We start from the raw sequence: 17,719 nt of genomic DNA on the forward strand, positions 1-17,719 counted from the left end.
GTCCTTCGGCTCTAACTCGTTTTTGTCCAAAAACGAGTTTACCCGACCCTCCGCTTTTCGCTCAAATAAGACCCCGAAAAATGGCTCATATAGCTATCTAGGCCAACGCTTTCAAAAACAGAAGTATATTTCCGATAACTACCTTTGAATTCCTATAAACGGAAGTTTGCTTCCGAAATATAGCAATATTGGGTTAGAAACCGGAAGTTTACTTCCGTTTTGTACTTTAAGTTTATAAACCGGTGTTTAATGAAAGCTGGGAAGTCTAGAGGTACAAGCAAACATTGGGTTATTAAATTTAATAATTAGCTTTTAGCTAAATTTAGAAAAACTTTAAAGCTGGTAGTTTGATTATTTGAACTGACCTCTATATTTCCACCGTTTGCTTGCGCTAGAGCTTTAACTATTGCAAGCCCTAAACCAGCTCCATCGCTGTGTCGTTGGCGCGATTTATCGGGTCGATAAAAGCGGTCAAATAAATAAGGTAAATGCTCAGAAGGTATTCTCTCCCCAGTATTAATCACTGAAATACATATTTTATCAGCGGTAAATATTTCACTATTTACTGTGATTGATGAGCCTTTTGGGGCATACCTTATTGCATTGGATAGGAGGTTTGATAATAATTGGCGAAAGTGTAATTTGTCACAATAAAAACAAAGGTTTTGACCTTTTTTCTTAAATGTAATCAATGAGTCTTCAGCCAAAGCATCAAAGTACTCAAATAATGCTTCAATTTCATCATGGCTTTTTAGAGTATTTTGAACGGGTTTAACCAGTCCATTCTGAGTTTTTGCAAGCCAAAGCATATCACTAACCATCTTAGTTAGTCGTTCCAGCTCTTCTAGATTAGAAAACAATAATTCTTGATACTCTAACAACTGTCTTTTTTTAGATAAACCAACCTGTGTTTGAGTGATTATATTTGTTAGTGGAGTACGTAACTCATGCGCAATATCACTAGAGAAATTTGATAAACGAATAAATTCACCTTGGAGCCTGTCGAGCATCGAGTTAAACGACTGCACCATATTAACAAGCTCAATAGGCACTTTATTTTCATCAAGCCTTACATCCATCTTATTAGTTTGGATGTCATGCATTTTCTGACTCAAACCTCGTAAAGGGTTCAATCCTTGATGTATAGCAAACCAAGCCACCAATAAAATGAGTACCGCAGAGCCAAACATAATAGCCCAAAGACTTTGTTGAAATTGATTGAGAAAGTGTAAATGAAAGCTCATGTCTATCGCTGTAGTAATTTTGTATTGCTGTTGCTCAGTACTTAAATTACTCACCAGAGCTCGGTAGGTGTGGGTATCATTTTGCCATGAGGTAATGTTGTTACGGTTAAAGCCAGTTGAAACCTTAGCACTCATTACAAAATCACTAAAATCTCGTTCAGAGCTTTGAAAAATGAGATCTCCTTTTGCGGTATTTACCTGATAGTAAACACCGTGATGACCCGCTACAGCGTTAGATAATTCATTTTTAAATTTCAGGTTTGATTTATAGTGTTGTCTTAAAACTAATTCAATAGATTGATTAATAACATGCAGTTCACTACTATCTTGCTGGAAAAAATGATGTTTTATCGAACTATTTATTAAGGTGGCAACTAAAGTTAAGCACGCAATAACGGTTACAGCCACAAACAACACAACACGCATCGTAAGTGATAAAGGCCGTGACTTAATAGCCATCAGTTTCAACCTCTAATTTATAGCCCATACCGCGAACTGTATGAATTAATTTAATAGTAAAGTCATCATCAACTTTTGCTCTTAGCCTACGAATGGCAACATCAATCACATTGGTGTCGCTATCAAAATTCATATCCCATACTTGAGAAGCAATTAACGAACGTGGCAGTACTTCACCTTCGCGCCGTAACAATAGTTCAAGTAAGCTAAACTCTTTATTACTCAATAAAATACGCTTGCCTGCACGTTGTATTTTTCGCTTTGGAATATCCATTTCTAAATCAGCAACGATCAGTATATCGTCAACTGTTTGTACTGCACCACGGCGAATAAGAGTGCGTACTCTTGCTAAAACTTCAGCAAAAGCAAAAGGCTTTATTAAATAGTCATCAGCACCAAGTTCGAGCCCCTTTACTCTATCGTCTATGCTATCGCGAGCAGATAAAAATAGTACTGGGGTTTTGTTATCTGCTTCACGTAGCGACTGTAAAATTTTCCAACCGGATACGTCAGGTAACATGACATCAAGTATTATTACATCAAATAATTCGGTCATTGCTAGGTGATGACCGTCAAGACCATTGCGCGCCAAAGAAACCTGAAAACCAGCTTCACTTAGTCCCTGTTTTAAATAATCTCCCGTTTTTGCTTCATCTTCAACAACTAATAAGCGCATACAATTCCTTCATTAAAGTCCTAACAACTACCTCTGCAAATATTATGCAGTATCTGTCACTACAGCAACATGACACCAAGATTACAACTTTGTAATGTTCGCGTCATGTTGAAGACAGGTCTATTTTCTATACTCAATACATATTCTGCTATGAAGGAGTAAGGAAATGGGGTTTAAAAAGTCATCACAACAGGTTAGCACACCACGAAGACGATTTGTTCAAGGCTTAATTGCAGGAGGTGTACTTGCTGCTTTTCCGAGTGTATTACATGCTGCATCATCTTTAGTAGCAGGAACAATAACAGGCACTGTGCCCGAACTTAGCGGCGAAGTAATTGATCTGGTTATAGATGAATCGCCGGTTAACTTTACTGGCGTAGTACGTATGGCGACAACTATCAATGGATCTATACCCGCTCCTACCTTGCGCCTCAAAGAAGGCGATGACGTTACTATTAGAGTAACAAATAAGTTATCAGTACCGAGTTCAATTCATTGGCATGGCATTATTTTACCGTATCAAATGGATGGCGTACCTGGTATCAGTTTTAAAGGCATTATGCCTGGCGAAACCTTTGTTTATAAATTTAAATTACAACAAAGCGGTACATATTGGTATCACTCACATAGTGGCTTTCAAGAAATGACTGGCATGTACGGTGCATTAATTATTGAACCGCGAGAAAAAGATATTATTAGTGCAGATAACGAGCATGTTATTCAATTATCTGATTGGACTGATGATGACCCAATGGCGCTGTTCCGCAAATTAAAAATACAGAGTGATGTATTTAACTTCAATCAGCCCACTGTTCCAGAATTTTTTGATGACGTTTCAAATAGCGGTGTTTCGAATGCTTTGCAACGCCGCAAAATGTGGAATCAAATGAGAATGAATCCTACAGATTTAGCTGATTTATCTGCATCAGCAATGACTTTTTTAATGAACGGTAGTACTCCAATGGCAAACTGGCGTGGATTATTTAAAGTCGGTGAAAAGCTTAGGTTAAGGTTTATTAATGGCTCTAGTAATAGCTTTTTTGACGTGCGTATCCCCGAGTTAAAACTAACGGTTGTACAAGCAGATGGGCAAAACGTTGAACCAGTGACAGTTGATGAATTTAGATTCGGCCCTGGTGAAACCTACGACGTAATTGTTGAGCCTAAAAATGATGCCTATACGATTTTTGCTCAAAGTATGGATCGCTCTGGTTACGCAAAAGGAACTTTATCAAGCTCGCCTAATATTGATGCGCCAGTACCTGCACTTGACCCTGTTGAATGGTTAACGATGACCGATATGATGGGCAATATGACCCACGGCGGTGAGCACTCTGCAATGGCTGGTATGGCAGGCATGTCAGGTATGAACTCTAAAGAAATGGATCATAGCGCTATGGGCCACGGTGCAATGGCGATGGATCATAGCAAACATGGTATGTCTGAAAACCCATTAGCGGTTGCCAGCTCTAAAGTGCGTCATGCAAAAACGGAGTATGGAGCTTCAGTTGATATGCGCGTTGATATGCCTAGAACAAATCTTGATGATCCTGGTATTGGTTTACGTAAAAATGGTCGTCGTGTTTTAACACTTGCAGATTTACACTCACTTGAAGGGATCACTAACCAGCAAGAGCCAGAAGCTGAAATTGAGCTGCATTTAACCGGAAACATGGAGCGTTATAGCTGGTCATTTGATGGCTTAGAATTTGGTAAAAGCACGCCAGTGCATATGAAGCATAACCAACGTTTAAGAGTTATTTTACAAAACGATACCATGATGACGCACCCTATGCATTTGCATGGTATGTGGAGTGATTTAGAAAACGAGCAAGGTGATGTGCAAGTGCGACGTCATACGATACCTGTTCAACCCGCACAAAGAATCAGCTTTTTAACCACCCCTCACGATGTAGGTCGCTGGGCTTGGCATTGCCATTTATTATTCCATATGGATGCCGGTATGTTTAGAGAGGTAGTCGTATCATGAAACAATTAAAACTATCTAAATCATTAGGTTTATTAATGTTAACAGGGGCTTCATTAATTAGTTTCCCTTTATTAGCGCAAAGTGAAATGGCACAAATGAATAGCGCTAAGATGCAACCACAAGGAGGAAGTGCACCTAAAGATGCAAGAGACCCCCATGCTTACTCTGCGGGAACAACTTTAACAGAAGGCCCATATGCGCTTGAGGGCAATGAGCGATTAACACTCGCTGATGAGCATCCATTTTACGCATTACTAGGCGATCGTCTTGAATATAACGAGCAAGCAAACGCAGGTGTATTTGACTTACAAGCATGGTACGGCACTACCTTTGATCGATTGGTAATTAAAACCGAGGGTGATTTCAGCGAAGGAAGTATTGAAGAAAACCAAACCGATATTTTATGGGGTCACGCCGTATCAGCATATTGGGATACTCAAGCAGGTGTTCGTCTTGATTACAATAAAGAAGGTGAAAATCGGCAATGGTTGGCTTTTGGCTTACAAGGTTTAGCCCCTTATTGGTTTGAACTTGATATGACAGCATACGTAGGTGAGCGAGGCAATACCGCATTTACGTTAGAGGCAGAGTACGAACTATTACTCACGCAAAAGCTAATTATACAACCGCGAGCCGAAATTACACTTTATGGCAAAAACGATAAACAAAACGAACTTGGAAGTGGCCTATCAAGCAGCGCGATTGGCTTTAGGGTTCGTTATGAATTTACACGCCAGTTTGCGCCCTATATTGGCGTTGAATGGAGCAATAAATTTGGCAATACCGCCGACTATGCCACATCAAGTGGACAAAGTAGCAACAACACCGCATTTGTTACGGGTATTAAATTTTGGTTTTAATCATTTTAAATAAGAGGTAATTATGAAGTTTTTTAATTCTGCAGTAGCTATTTTAGGTTTAGTACTTACATTTTCCGCATCAGCGCATATATCACTCAAGCAATCAACACCTGCGCAAGAAGCCATGTTAATGAAAAGCCCAGAGCAACTTTCGTTAACTTTTGGTGGTGAAGTAAGGCTAGCAAAAGTCATCATCAAAGATGAAAAAAATAAATCAATAAACTTTGATTTCAAACCAAGCTCTACCCCAAGCACAGACTTTAGTTGGTCATTGCCGAGCTTAGTCCAAGGCACTTACACGGTTAAATGGACAGCACTGGGTGGTGATGGACATAAAATGACCGACACGTTTAGATTTATGGTACACAAAAGTGAATCGCATAAGATGATGCAAGAACAATCTAATACCCACAGCAAACATAATCATTAAGTAGCAACATAATGCAATTAAGTGAATGGTCAGTACTCTTACTATTATTAAAACTAGCAAGCTATATCGCAATTGCAGGGCTTGCGGGCACTTTATTAATGCGCTTTATGTGTGGCAACAGCAATGTTGCAGGGCATCACTTAATTAGCTTTTATCAGTTCTTAAAACGTTGGCAAATTACGTGTGTAGTTACAGGTAGTATTGCTGCACTTTTACAAGTACCAATAGAAGCTGGAGCAATGGCTGAATCAGGCTTTATGGGAATGTTTGACCCCTTTATGCTTGAAATTGTTTGGCAATCAGTCATAGGTGACCAAGCAACGTTTAGAATACCAGCGCTCATTATTGCTCTAATTAGCGCATGTATGTGGAGTGTGGAATCAGATGATAACGTAGCAGGTTATAAAAACGTTGCCGTTATACTAATCATGCTTGGGTTTATCGCTTATAGCTTCACTTTTACTGGGCACAGTGCAAATGAAAATGGGTTAGTGAAAAGTATTTTAACCTTTCACCTTATTGCCATTGCGAGCTGGTTAGGGTCATTGTGGCCGCTTTACAAAAGCTGCACTTTACTACCTACCAGTGAAGTAAAGCGGTTAATGCATTACTTTGGTCAACTCGCTATTGTTATTGTATTTGTACTACTTATTTCGGGCTTAACTCTGCTCCTGCAGTACCTAGAGTCATTTTCTGCATTGTTTACATCAAATTATGGGCAACTAATTTTATTAAAGCTGTTACTCGTCAGCGCGATGCTGTTACTAGGTGCATGGCATAAGCTTTTTTTAGTCCCGCAAATCACTCAACAACACCATATAAGTATATTAAAACGCTCGATTACTGTTGAAATAGTAATTGCCCTGTTTGTACTTATTACAACAAGTGTATTTACCACACTTGTTGGTCCGCCTATTTAACGATTAATAAAAAGGGAAACGTATGTTAATTAAATCCTTTAATTTAAAAATTTTATTGCTACTAATTTTTAGCACTGTTAGTTCTTTTACTGTTAGTGCACATGACGATGAAAAATATTCAAAAAAAGGCAAGGCCTTTGTCAATGTTGATAGCGAGGCTGCAAAAACAGTCAGCCTATTTCATGCATATCTAAAACAAGGTAATCGCGAAGCTGCACGTAAATTACTGGCCGACGATGTCATCATTTTTGAAGGCGGAAGTGTTGAGCGTTCTGCAGATGAATACGCGAAACATCATATGATAGCGGATATGAAATTCTTAAGTGCTGTTAATAGTGAACTACTAGAGCATCAAGTTTACACAAATGGAGACATAGCTTACTCAATTTCAAGAAGTAAAACTCAAGGAAAGTACAAAGGAAAAGATATTAAGTCTATGGGAATGGAATCAATCACATTAAAAAACACCGATACAGGTTGGAAAATCACTCATATTCACTGGTCTAATTAAGGAGTTAACAATGCGAGTAATCTACATTACCTCAGCGTTTTTTTTATCATTAACTATGTCATTTTCGGCAATGAGTATCGAAAAACAGCATAAAACATCAATAATCTATGAAAATTCAGAAAAACCTGAAATTGAGCTTACCGTTTATAAAAGTAAAAATTGTGGATGTTGTAATAAGTGGATTGCTCATTTGAGTGAAAACAATATTCAAACAAAAGCAATTAACGTTAATGACATGGGGTCGATTAAATCTCAGTATCAAATAAAACCTAATATGCGCTCATGCCATACAGCCGTGTCAGCCGATGGATTTGTATTTGAAGGTCATGTTCCCGTTAAACATATAAAACAGTTTTTATCTGGGCAACACGCTCCGCACATTACAGGCTTAAGTGTACCAGCCATGCCTATTGGCACTCCCGGAATGGAAATGGAGGGTATATTTCACAAATATAATATTGAACTACTCACTGACAACTCAAATGAAGAAACCTACAGATACATAAGTAAATCCAGCGAGCAATTTTAGCCTAACGGCATAATTTTTGATTTAATTGTTAAATACCCATTTTACACAACAGGAAACACTGATTTGTGAGCTTGATAGTGTAAAAATTACTCACATGTAAAAACAAAATACAAAACTTTTAAGGAGCAATACAATGTCACACTATTCAAAATTTTTTTTAATGATAGCAACATCCACAATAACCATGTTTGTATTGATGTATTTGAACACCTACCAACTTAGTCATGTTTATTTTAGTGAAACTCGTACTTATATGGCGCTTTATATGGGAGCCACGATGGCAGTGATAATGCTACTTTTCATGCTCAATATGTATAAAGATAAAAAGAAAAATATAACAGTACTCATTGCTAGTGTTGCCGTATTTGCAGGAAGTTTATTTTTAGTTCGCTCACAAGTGACTGTTGATGATAGCTCATGGATGTCGGCGATGATCCCACATCATTCAATTGCCATACTCACCAGTGACAGGGCAAAAATCAAAGATAAACGCGTTCAAAAGCTTGCTACAAATATAATTGAAGCCCAAGAGCGAGAAATAAAAGAAATGCAATGGCTCCTAAAAGATATAGAGCAAAACGGCATTGCACAAACCAATGCTCAAGCACAATTAAGAGCTGTTCCAGATTTCAATTCAAATAAATAAACCGCATAACATAAGGAGTAAAGCATGAGTAAATCAGCCCAACTTTTTAGAATGGCAACAGATGAGCATATTTGTCCGTTTGGTTTAAAATCAAAAGACCTACTAGAGCGAGAGGGATATACAGTTGATGATCAGCTTTTAACTTCTCGAGAGCAAACAGATGAATTTAAAAAACAACACAGTGTAGAAACTACACCTCAAGCATTTATTGATAATAAACGTATAGGTGGCTACGACGATTTACGTGATTACTTTAATAAGCCACAAGCAGCCCAAGAAGGTACAACTTACACGCCCGTGATTGCGATTTTTTCGGTTAGTTTTTTGCTTAGTGTGGCATTTAGTTTTGCATCGGATAATAGCTTATTATCAATGCAAACCGCTGAACTGTTTGTAGCCCTAACAATGGCAGTGTTAGCAATACAAAAGCTTCAAGACTTATTTAGCTTTACTAATTCATTTATAACCTATGACTTAGTCGCTATGAAAGTAGTCAGGTACGCTTATGTCTACCCATTTTTAGAAGCATTTGTTGGCATTGGAATGATAGCCGGATTACCAGCCTATATTATTGCCCCTATTTCATTATTCATAGGTGGGGTTGGTGCTGTTTCAGTGATAAAAGCAGTCTATATAGATAAACGAGAGTTAAAATGTGCGTGTGTAGGCGGTGACAGTAACGTACCACTAGGGTTTATCTCTCTAACAGAAAACTTATTTATGATAGCTGCCGGTATTTGGATGTTTGTTAGGTAAATAACAGCTTTAATTTAAAAACATGATGATGTACTAGTGTGATTACCAAGGGATTATGTCGCTCTAATTACCGAGCGACTTTGTCGTAAATAGCATATCAGCTGTACTAGCTCATATCAGATCTCACAGTTTAAGTGAATAAGTTTAGACTTCATCAGGCAGACTGCTATGAGCGAAAAGCAGACATTGACCGTTAATCGTTTCAACGACGGCAATTAGCCATACGTTGCATGTTTGCTCCCTTACTGGTTTTACGATATCCAAAACCGACATAACGACCATTAAGCAAATACCAAAGTAAAATAGGTATGTGCTTCAATCATATAGCCAAAGAGGATAAAGCGTTAATAGCACTGCTACAGGCCCTAGAATGCTGAAGACAGCTCTGGTATGGTTTTTATTTTTGTGCCAGTTGTATAAGTTTACCAATAGTTCCAAAGATGCAAAAATAGGTAAAAGCGTATTTACAGCTATTCCTTCGAAGTGAGAGAAGAAGCCTAGTCCTAATGCCGATGCAAGTGACCTTAATGCAGGGAAGCAGGCCGTGCCGCTAGCCAAACGCCACTAGAGCCTACTCTGTCTAATATTTTATTTATCATTTGAAAGTCTATTGGTTGATATTACCATCATTCTAAACTCCGTATATAAGTACGGAGTCAATCATTTTAATGAATCAATTATGGGGCAATGTGTTGGATCTTCGTTTTGCATACAGGTATTTGTCATATCCACAATTACTTTCTCTAAACGTTGAAGGTCATTAATTTTGTCTCGAATGATTGCTAACTTTTGTCGGCTTAATAGCTCAACTTGAGTGCAGTTGCTGTCCATAGACATTAGCGATTTTATTTCTCTTAACGTAAAGCCGAGCGCTTTGGCTTTTGTGATAAACCTAAGTTGTCCTGCTATTGTTTCGTCATATTGTCTATAACCAGATATTGGTTTTTCAGGTTGTGTAATCAGCCCTTCTCGTTCATAAAAACGAATGGTTTCTACATTTAAATTTAATGATTGTGCTAATTTGCCAATGGTTTACATTATTGCCTTTGTGAATACTACTAATCTAAAGTTATATTTAGTTTAGCTATCCAATGATTTGATGATGCCGCACGCTTCAATTGTATTGTCTGAACCACAAGCACTTGCCATCTGTTGTAATTCAGCTTTAAGCGCCCTTAATTCTTTCATACGTTTATTCACTAGTGCAAGTTGCTGATCAATTAATGCATTAACGCTAGAGCAGCTTTCTTCTGGCTTATTTTTTAATTCGATAAGACGTTTAATATCATTGAGTGATATATCTAGGCTGCGACAATGCTTTACGAATTCCAATTGTTTAAGTGCTTTACTATCATACAGCCTGAAATTACCTTCTGAACGGTTTGGATTTAACAGTAATCCTTCTCTTTCATAATATCTAATCGTTTGTATTGAACAGCCCGATTTTTTTGACAATTCGCCTATTTTCATCAATTTCCCCCAGACATTTGACTCTATAGTTACTATAGGATCTATAGTATAGGTATGCAACGAAAGGGATATATAAAAATGACTGAGAAATATTTAAACAATACGAATATCGTTAATTTTGAACACAAAGATATCCAATCCCTGATCGATCAACGAGGGTGGAAAAATTTGGATAATTTCAACAAAATTGGTGCCGCTTATCAGTTTGTAAAAGATGAAATAATGTTTGGCTATAACAAGAGTGATGATATTTCAGCAAGCGATGTGCTAGCAGATGGTTATGGACAATGTAATACTAAGGGTAATCTGTTAATGGCACTATTGCGTGGACTAGGTATCCAGTGTCGTTTCCAAGGTTTTACCATTGATCAGCAACTATAAAAAGGTGCTATCCCAAGCTTGTATTTTGGTTAGCACCTAAATACATCATTCATAGTTGGGTAGAAGTTTACTTTGAAGGGCGTTGGATAAACTTAGAGGGCTTTATATTGGATGAGCAATACTTAAGCTCACTACAGCAGAAATTTAGCCAAGCAAAAGATGAGTTTTGTGGTTATGGTGTTGCAACAAAGTGCTTATCTTCACCCGGTACGGATTGGCGTGGAGAGGATACCTATATTCAAAAAGAAGGTATTCATGACGACTTTGGGCTTTATGATTCACCAGATAAGTTCTATCTCGAAAAAGGTACTAATCTATCAGGTGTAAAACGTTGGTTGTATCAACGAGTGATCCGACATTTGATTAATATGAATGTATCAAAAATAAGAAATAAAAAAGTACTGGAGGTACAAAATGCACAACCATAGTCACAGTCATCAGCATGGTAAAGACGACCGGATTGGTTGGGCATTTTTCCTTAATGTGATATTTACCATTATCGAATTTATAGGTGGTTGGCTCACAAACAGTACGGCGATAATGGCGGATGCCGTTCACGATCTTGGTGATAGTCTTTCAATAGGTTTTGCGTGGATTTTAAGTCGTTTTTCAGATAAAGAAGCATCAGACAAATTCAGCTATGGTTATCGCCGACTTACACTTTTTGGTGCATTGGTAAATAGTATTGTTTTGATTATCGGCTCTATTTGGGTTTTATTTGAAGCAATACCTAAGCTGTCCAATCCTGAAATGCCTGTAGTTGAGGGGATGTTAGGGCTAGCCATACTCGGTGTTGCCGTAAATGGTTATGCGGTATTCAAATTAAAAGCGGGTGAAACACTAAATGAAAAAGTGCTGACATGGCACCTACTTGAAGATGTACTCGGTTGGGTTGCCGTTCTTATAGTCTCTATTGTATTGTTGTTCGTTGAACTGCCGATATTAGATCCTCTATTATCAATAGGGTTTACGCTGTTTATCTTATTTAACGTTTTCAAAAATCTTAAATCAACATTGGTGCTTTTTCTTCAAGCTGCACCCGATAAAGAGACCCAAGAGCGTATTAAGCAGTCATTAAATGAATTTCCTGAAGTAAATGGTATACACCATATGCATTTTTGGTCACTGGATGGTGAAAGTCACGTTTTAACAGCGCACCTTGAGCTGAGTGACAACTTTGACGTTAAAGAATTAATTAAGCTTAAACAAGAGGTTGCAGCTAAATTATCTTCCTATCATTTATCGCATACGACGATAGAGTTTGAGTTTTTAAATGAAAATTGTAGGGATGAAGCAGAGTAAGTTTTATCAATAAAATTTTGGAGCATACAATATAAAAAGCAGCTTAATTAGGCATAACTTAGTAATTAAGCTGCTTTTTTGCTTTTAGATTTCGTCGGATTGCTGTTTGTTACTCTCAGCGCCATGCGCCCATTGATATAAAATAGGCAATACAAACAAAGTTAAAATGGTAGAAGATACAATACCGCCGATAACAACTGTTGCTAGTGGTCGTTGTACTTCTGCACCAATTCCAGTGTTTAACGCCATTGGAATAAAACCTAAACTTGCGACCAGTGCCGTCATTAAAATAGGTCTTAAACGAATGATGGCGCCTTCAATGATCGCTACGTATAGGTCGCCTTTTTCATGCCAAAGATCTCGAATAAAAGCCAACATAACCAAGCCATTTAATACTGCGACACCTGACAATGCAATGAAGCCGACACCTGCCGAAATTGATAAGGGCATGTCTCTTAAATAAAGTGAAAATACGCCCCCTGTTAATGCTAAAGGCACGCCACTGAAAATGATTAATGCATCTTTTAATGAACCAAATGCTATAATCAAAATACCTAGGATAACAACCAATGTTATCGGTACAACTAGGCTTAATCGCTTACTTGCTGATTCTAGTTGTTCAAACGTTCCACCATAATCAAGCCAGTATCCTGCTGGAATTTCTCCTTCCTGATTAATTTTAGCTTTAACTTCTTTTACAAAACCGCCTAAATCTCTACCACGAACATTGACGGTAACCACAACTCTTCTTTTTCCGTTCTCTCGGCTAATCTGCGCGGGTAAAGACTCTGATTTAAGCTCTGCAACTTCTTCAATTGGCACATAGTTACCATTCTCAAGTGGAAGCGGCAGATGCTTCAAGCTATCGATATCCGTTCTTATTTGCTCTGGTAGGCGAACAACTAACTCAAACCGTCTGTCACCTTCATAAATGATCCCCGCAGATTCACCGCCAATCGCAGTGGCAACCCAGTCTTGCAATTCGGTAACGTTCAATCCATACCTACCAAGCGCTTCTCGTTTAGGAATTACTGATAAAGATGGAACACCTGTGACCTGTTCCATTCGAGCATCAGCGGCACCATCCACGGTTTTCACAATATTTAGAATATCTTTTGCGGTAAGTAATAACCGATCCAAATCATCACCAAATATTTTGATGCCGACATCAGCTCTAACGCCAGAAATCAATTCATTGAAACGCATTTGAATAGGCTGAGTGAATTCATAGTTGTTGCCTGGAATGTTTTTCAGTACTTTTTCCATTTCTTCAACTAATTCACTTTTTGGTTTTGAAGGTTCGGCCCATTCTTTACGTGGTTTTAAAATAACAAAGATATCAGCAATACTCGGTGGCATTGGGTCGGTTGCTACTTCTGGTGTGCCAATGCGCGAGAATACTTTATCAACTTCAGGAAACGCTTTAATACGTTGCTCAAGTACTTCTTGCATTTCTACTGATTGCTCTAGGCCAGTCGATGGAATTCTTAATGCCTGTAGTGCAATATCACCTTCATTTAATTGAGGAACAAATTCTGTCCCAAGCGTAGTTGCTAACCAAAGGCTATACCCCATTAACAGCGTTGAGAATGAAACAATAATCCAACGAAATTTCATCGCCATTTTTAACAATGGTTCATAAATAGACTTGGTTGAACGAATAACTACACTTTCTTTTTCGCTGATTTTACCTTTCATAAACACAGCTACAGCAGCAGGAACCAGTGTAACTGAAAGGATCATTGCGGAAATTAACGCCATAACGACAGTTGCCGCCATAGGGTGGAACATTTTCCCTTCAACGCCAGTTAGCGTGAAAATGGGGATGTAAACAACAGTGATAATTGCCACACCAAACAAGCTTGGACGTATCACTTCTGAAGTGGCTTCAAAAACGGTATTTAGGCGTTCTCTTAAGTCTTGCCTATGACCGTTGTGTTGGGCCTGTGCTAACCTACGGACAGAGTTTTCAACGATGATTACAGCCCCGTCCACTATCAAGCCAAAGTCCAATGCGCCGAGACTCATTAAATTGGCAGATACTCCTGCTTGCACCATACCTGTGATTGTCATTAACATGGAAATAGGGATAACAGCAGCGGTAATGAGAGCTGCACGTAAATTTCCAAGTAGAATAAATAACACAACAATAACTAAAAGCGCACCTTCAACGAGGTTTTTGGTAACGGTTGCAATCGCTTTATCTACTAACGTTGTTCTGTCGTAAACAGGCTCTGCGGTAATGCCCTTTGGCAGAGATTTTTGTATTTCGCTGAGCTTATGTTCCACTTCTAAAGCAACGGTGCGAGAATTCTCACCAATCAGCATCATGGTTGTACCAAGCACTGTCTCAATGCCATTACGAGTAGCAGCCCCTGTTCTAAGTTCTTTGCCTATAGCAACATTGGCAACATCACTTATTTTTACAGGAATACCATCGTTCTTTTTGATGATGACATTGAGGATTTCATCCATTGTCGCAAGTTGCCCGATGGAGCGCACTAACACTTGTTGTCCGTTTTGCTCAATATAACCCGCGCCACGGTTATCATTATTTTTACGTAATGCATCAGAAACGTCTTCAAAGCTTACCTGATGAAAAAGTAATTTTTCGGGTTTCGGCGTTATATGATACTGCTTGTTATAGCCGCCGATGCTGTTGACCTCAATGACGCCTTTAACTTGAGCCAATTGCGGTTTAATGATCCAGTCTTGTATTTCTCTTAAGGCAATAGCGGTATAAGGCTCTCCATTAGGCATTTTAGCGTCAGGAGAAGCTTGTACGGTATACATAAATATTTCGCCAAGCCCTGTCGAAATAGGACCCATTTCTGGCTCTAAGCCAGAGGGAATAACGCCTTTTATCGCAGCTAATCTTGCATTGATTAAGTTGCGAGCAAAATAAATATCGGTTCCCTCTTCAAAGATAACGGTTACTTGAGATAATCCATATCTTGACAGGGAGCGGGTGTGAGACAGCTTTGGCAATCCGGCTAAGGCGGTTTCTACAGGAAAGGTCACCCTTTGTTCCGCTTCCAAAGGTGAATAACCGGGGGCAGAAGTGTTTATTTGTACCTGCACGTTTGTTATATCTGGAACAGCATCAATGGGAAGTTTTTGATAACTCCACATGCCAACGCCGATGATTACCATCAGCAGACTTAATACTAAATAGCGTCTATTTATTGCAAGACGCAAAATTGATTCAATCATATTGCGTCTCCTAATCGTCGTCTTCTACTTCAGATTTCAAAATATCCGCTTTTATCAGATAACTGTTTTTGTTTACATATTCAGCGTCTTTACTGAGGCCATCAATGACCTCGATATAGTTTTTGTCTGAACGTCCGAGCACAAGTGGCGCAAACTCGTACTCTTCATCTTCTTTTACAAAGACACCAAATTGTCCTCCCAGTTCTTGTATCGCAACTTTCTCGACGGCTAAATCCACCTCAAATCGGTTTATCTTTACGCTGCCCATTAATAATTGACCTGACGTTAGCTTTAACTCAGTGTTGTTTAATCGTACCCGTGCTAAAACATAAGGCTGATCTTTAGCTGGAATAATATTAGTGATGACTGAACTGAATGCGTGTTCACCTTGCTCAATATCAACATGCTGACCGACTTTGATTTGATTATATTGGCTGGTAAACACCTTAAATTCAGCCCACAAGGTGTCAAATTTGACGATTTCAAACAAGCTAGTGTTTTGCGTGATACCGCCAATATTTCCATTTCGCTGTAAAACAGTCCCAGAAACAGGCGATGTTATTTTATAAGTATTTAAGCTCTCATTAGATTCAATAACGGCTAATAGATCGCCTTTTTTTACCGTATCACCAACAGTGAAGTTTATTGTCTTTATAACGCCGTTATATCTAGCGCTAACTTGAAATAATTGTTCAGCGCCTATCGTCGTAGAGCCGTATACAGGGATAGTTTGGTTCAACGTTTTTGAAGCTAAATAGGCTGTTTCAACACCAACCTTTTTTGCCATGTTATTGTCGATTTTGCTTATGCCTTCTTCGCCTTCATGTTCATCTTCACTAGCGAAAACACTTTGAATGGGTGATAGATACCCAATAAAAATCAATAGTGCGAGTAAATAGTTTTTCATTTTGAATTCCTAAACGATTCAGTTAATCACTGAATCAATAAATTGTTATTAAACTTAAAGTGATGTTTATTTAGAGTGACAGCGCTTCGTTTGTTAGTTTTTCTATCTCTGCGCCATAAATTAGGGCAGCAGATGCCGCGTCAATAAGGGTTCGCCGAGCATTTAACAGCTCTTGTCTAGCCGATACATAATCAAGATATCCATATCGACCTTTTTGATAGGCGTCTTGAGTATCTTCCAGTGCATCTTCAAGCATTGGGATAACCGACTGCTTTAATGAATTAGCTGTTAATATGGCTTGTTTTCTATTGGAGTATGCTCGTAGTAAGTGATTTCTAAATCTTAACTTAGTCGCCTCTTTCTCTATGGCAACTTGGTCACGCTCTGCTAGCGCACTAGCGATTGCGCCAGAATTTCGCTTTTCAGCAAACAAAGGTAAGCTAAAGCCAGCGACCAGTGCCGTATCATTGGCTTCTTGAGAGCGCCTAACACCAACAGACCATTTGATATTGGCCGTTGACTCTGTTTTAGCCAACTGTAACTCGGCCTCTTTTAGTCGCTGCTCACTTGCATAAACTTGAATAGCAGGGTTTTTCTCTAATTTCGCAAAGAGACTACTAAAATCACTATCATTGCCAAACTGAAACAGATCTCCAGTTACTCTAGAGAATGACACTGATGTTTCTCCCCAGTAAGCTGATAAAGAAAGCTTTAGATATTCCAAGCGCTTTTGTTCAGATTGAAGGGTGAGGTTAGCCTGAGCAATAACTGCTTTTGAGCGTTTCACTTCAGCCTCAGGAGTAGCACCTGCGCGGTTACGCTGAGATACAATCTCTAAGGTTTCTTGTGCTAAGCTCAAAGCATTTTCTGCCAATATAACTCTTTGTTGGGCTGCAAGTACTTCCACGTACTTCTCAGTGACTTGAGCCATTAAATTAAGCGCAGAGACTTCTTTTTCAGCAGTGAGTAGTGTTCTTGATTTTGAAACAATTCCAATCCGCGCTGAGCGTTTATCTCCCATTTCGATAACCGAAGATAGAGCGACTGTTAATTCAGCACTGTCGAATGTATTAAATTCACCTGAGCCTGCAAAGTTCTCAGCTTCAAGCTCTAGTTCATAAGCAGGATTTAAACTTGCGATTTGTTCTCGTCCAATTAATGCCGTTTGCTTGAAATCAAATATTTTAAGTTCTGGATTTTGTTTAAGCGTCCACTGAATTGCCTCTTGAAGGTTTAACTGCTTCTCAAAGGCATAAACATTAAATGTAAAAAGTGACAAAGCGAGAAACGCGATATATTTAAGCCGAGGTGTTACACACCTTAAAATTGCTATCTTGCGATGCACACAGGTATTAAGTGCCATGTATACTTTCCTATAAATTTATATGTGATATTTAGGTCATTAACATTTGACCTTTCTTAATT

At 38.6% G+C, this 17,719-nt stretch carries 17 protein-coding genes and 1 pseudogene; 10 read left to right on the top strand and 8 right to left on the bottom strand.

Translation table 11 applies throughout. The features are described 5' to 3' along the window. Positions 1-305 precede the first annotated feature (305 nt). Both AC27JL_RS07245 and AC27JL_RS07250 read right to left on the bottom strand, forming a co-directional pair. Complete coding sequence (locus tag AC27JL_RS07245) at positions 306-1,703, bottom strand: heavy metal sensor histidine kinase (RefSeq protein WP_010558011.1); 1,398 nt, start codon at positions 1,701-1,703, stop codon at positions 306-308. Next, complete coding sequence (locus tag AC27JL_RS07250; protein ID WP_010388408.1) at positions 1,693-2,379, bottom strand: heavy metal response regulator transcription factor; 687 nt, start codon at positions 2,377-2,379, stop codon at positions 1,693-1,695. Before AC27JL_RS07250 ends, AC27JL_RS07245 begins: the two co-directional genes overlap by 11 nt. Positions 2,380-2,545: 166 nt before the next feature. Between AC27JL_RS07250 and AC27JL_RS07255 the strand changes: the two genes are divergently transcribed. The 8 genes from AC27JL_RS07255 to AC27JL_RS07290 all read left to right on the top strand — a co-directional run bounded on the left by AC27JL_RS07255 (position 2,546) and on the right by AC27JL_RS07290 (position 9,021). Further along, entirely contained in the window at positions 2,546-4,369 is a 1,824-nt protein-coding gene (locus AC27JL_RS07255) for a copper resistance system multicopper oxidase (RefSeq protein WP_010558010.1), read from the top strand. Next, positions 4,366-5,229: a copper resistance protein B gene (locus tag AC27JL_RS07260; RefSeq protein WP_002963237.1), complete on the top strand. Its 864-nt coding sequence runs from the start codon at positions 4,366-4,368 to the stop codon at positions 5,227-5,229. Before AC27JL_RS07255 ends, AC27JL_RS07260 begins: the two co-directional genes overlap by 4 nt. Before the next feature lie 22 nt (positions 5,230-5,251). Beyond that, on the top strand, positions 5,252-5,659 hold the full coding sequence (locus tag AC27JL_RS07265) for a copper resistance CopC family protein (protein WP_010558009.1): 408 nt from the start codon (positions 5,252-5,254) through the stop codon (positions 5,657-5,659). 11 nt (positions 5,660-5,670) lie between these two features. After that, positions 5,671-6,579 (top strand): copper resistance D family protein, encoded by a 909-nt coding sequence (locus AC27JL_RS07270; protein ID WP_010558008.1) that lies wholly within the window; start codon positions 5,671-5,673, stop codon positions 6,577-6,579. Between the two features lie 22 nt (positions 6,580-6,601). After that, entirely contained in the window at positions 6,602-7,090 is a 489-nt protein-coding gene (locus AC27JL_RS07275) for a YybH family protein (RefSeq protein WP_010558007.1), read from the top strand. Positions 7,091-7,100: 10 nt separating this feature from the next. Continuing rightward, on the top strand, positions 7,101-7,619 hold the full coding sequence (locus tag AC27JL_RS07280; RefSeq protein ID WP_002963058.1) for a DUF411 domain-containing protein: 519 nt from the start codon (positions 7,101-7,103) through the stop codon (positions 7,617-7,619). 133 nt (positions 7,620-7,752) lie between these two features. Beyond that, positions 7,753-8,265: a DUF305 domain-containing protein gene (locus AC27JL_RS07285; RefSeq protein WP_010388415.1), complete on the top strand. Its 513-nt coding sequence runs from the start codon at positions 7,753-7,755 to the stop codon at positions 8,263-8,265. Positions 8,266-8,289: 24 nt separating this feature from the next. Then, complete coding sequence (locus AC27JL_RS07290; RefSeq protein WP_002963060.1) at positions 8,290-9,021, top strand: MauE/DoxX family redox-associated membrane protein; 732 nt, start codon at positions 8,290-8,292, stop codon at positions 9,019-9,021. 315 nt (positions 9,022-9,336) lie between these two features. Here the strand turns inward: AC27JL_RS07290 and AC27JL_RS07295 are convergent, their stop codons facing one another. The 3 genes from AC27JL_RS07295 to cadR all read right to left on the bottom strand — a co-directional run bounded on the left by AC27JL_RS07295 (position 9,337) and on the right by cadR (position 10,491). After that, the gene (locus tag AC27JL_RS07295; protein WP_327077832.1) at positions 9,337-9,579 is read right to left on the bottom strand and encodes a MerC family mercury resistance protein; all 243 of its coding nucleotides are present in this window, start codon (positions 9,577-9,579) and stop codon (positions 9,337-9,339) included. A gap of 102 nt (positions 9,580-9,681) precedes the next feature. Beyond that, positions 9,682-10,050 (bottom strand): MerR family transcriptional regulator, encoded by a 369-nt coding sequence (locus AC27JL_RS07300; protein ID WP_028834999.1) that lies wholly within the window; start codon positions 10,048-10,050, stop codon positions 9,682-9,684. A gap of 51 nt (positions 10,051-10,101) precedes the next feature. Then, the gene (gene cadR, locus AC27JL_RS07305; protein WP_002962247.1) at positions 10,102-10,491 is read right to left on the bottom strand and encodes a Cd(II)/Pb(II)-responsive transcriptional regulator; all 390 of its coding nucleotides are present in this window, start codon (positions 10,489-10,491) and stop codon (positions 10,102-10,104) included. 78 nt (positions 10,492-10,569) lie between these two features. Between cadR and AC27JL_RS07310 the strand changes: the two are divergent. Next, positions 10,570-11,300, top strand: a pseudogene (locus tag AC27JL_RS07310) (transglutaminase-like domain-containing protein). Then, positions 11,287-12,174 (top strand): cation diffusion facilitator family transporter, encoded by an 888-nt coding sequence (locus tag AC27JL_RS07315; RefSeq protein WP_010557526.1) that lies wholly within the window; start codon positions 11,287-11,289, stop codon positions 12,172-12,174. Before AC27JL_RS07310 ends, AC27JL_RS07315 begins: the two are co-directional and overlap by 14 nt. A gap of 84 nt (positions 12,175-12,258) precedes the next feature. Here the strand turns inward: AC27JL_RS07315 and AC27JL_RS07320 are convergent, their stop codons facing one another. From AC27JL_RS07320 to AC27JL_RS07330, 3 genes are all read right to left on the bottom strand, one after another. Continuing rightward, complete coding sequence (locus tag AC27JL_RS07320; protein ID WP_487195253.1) at positions 12,259-15,387, bottom strand: efflux RND transporter permease subunit; 3,129 nt, start codon at positions 15,385-15,387, stop codon at positions 12,259-12,261. Positions 15,388-15,397: 10 nt separating this feature from the next. Next, positions 15,398-16,294, bottom strand: coding sequence for an efflux RND transporter periplasmic adaptor subunit (locus AC27JL_RS07325; protein WP_487195254.1), 897 nt, complete (start codon positions 16,292-16,294; stop codon positions 15,398-15,400). A 70-nt stretch (positions 16,295-16,364) separates the two neighbouring features. Further along, the gene (locus AC27JL_RS07330) at positions 16,365-17,657 is read right to left on the bottom strand and encodes a TolC family protein (RefSeq protein ID WP_002962255.1); all 1,293 of its coding nucleotides are present in this window, start codon (positions 17,655-17,657) and stop codon (positions 16,365-16,367) included. Positions 17,658-17,719: the final 62 nt, after the last annotated feature.

The organism is Pseudoalteromonas sp. 4NS20-0020 (assembly GCF_057554385.1).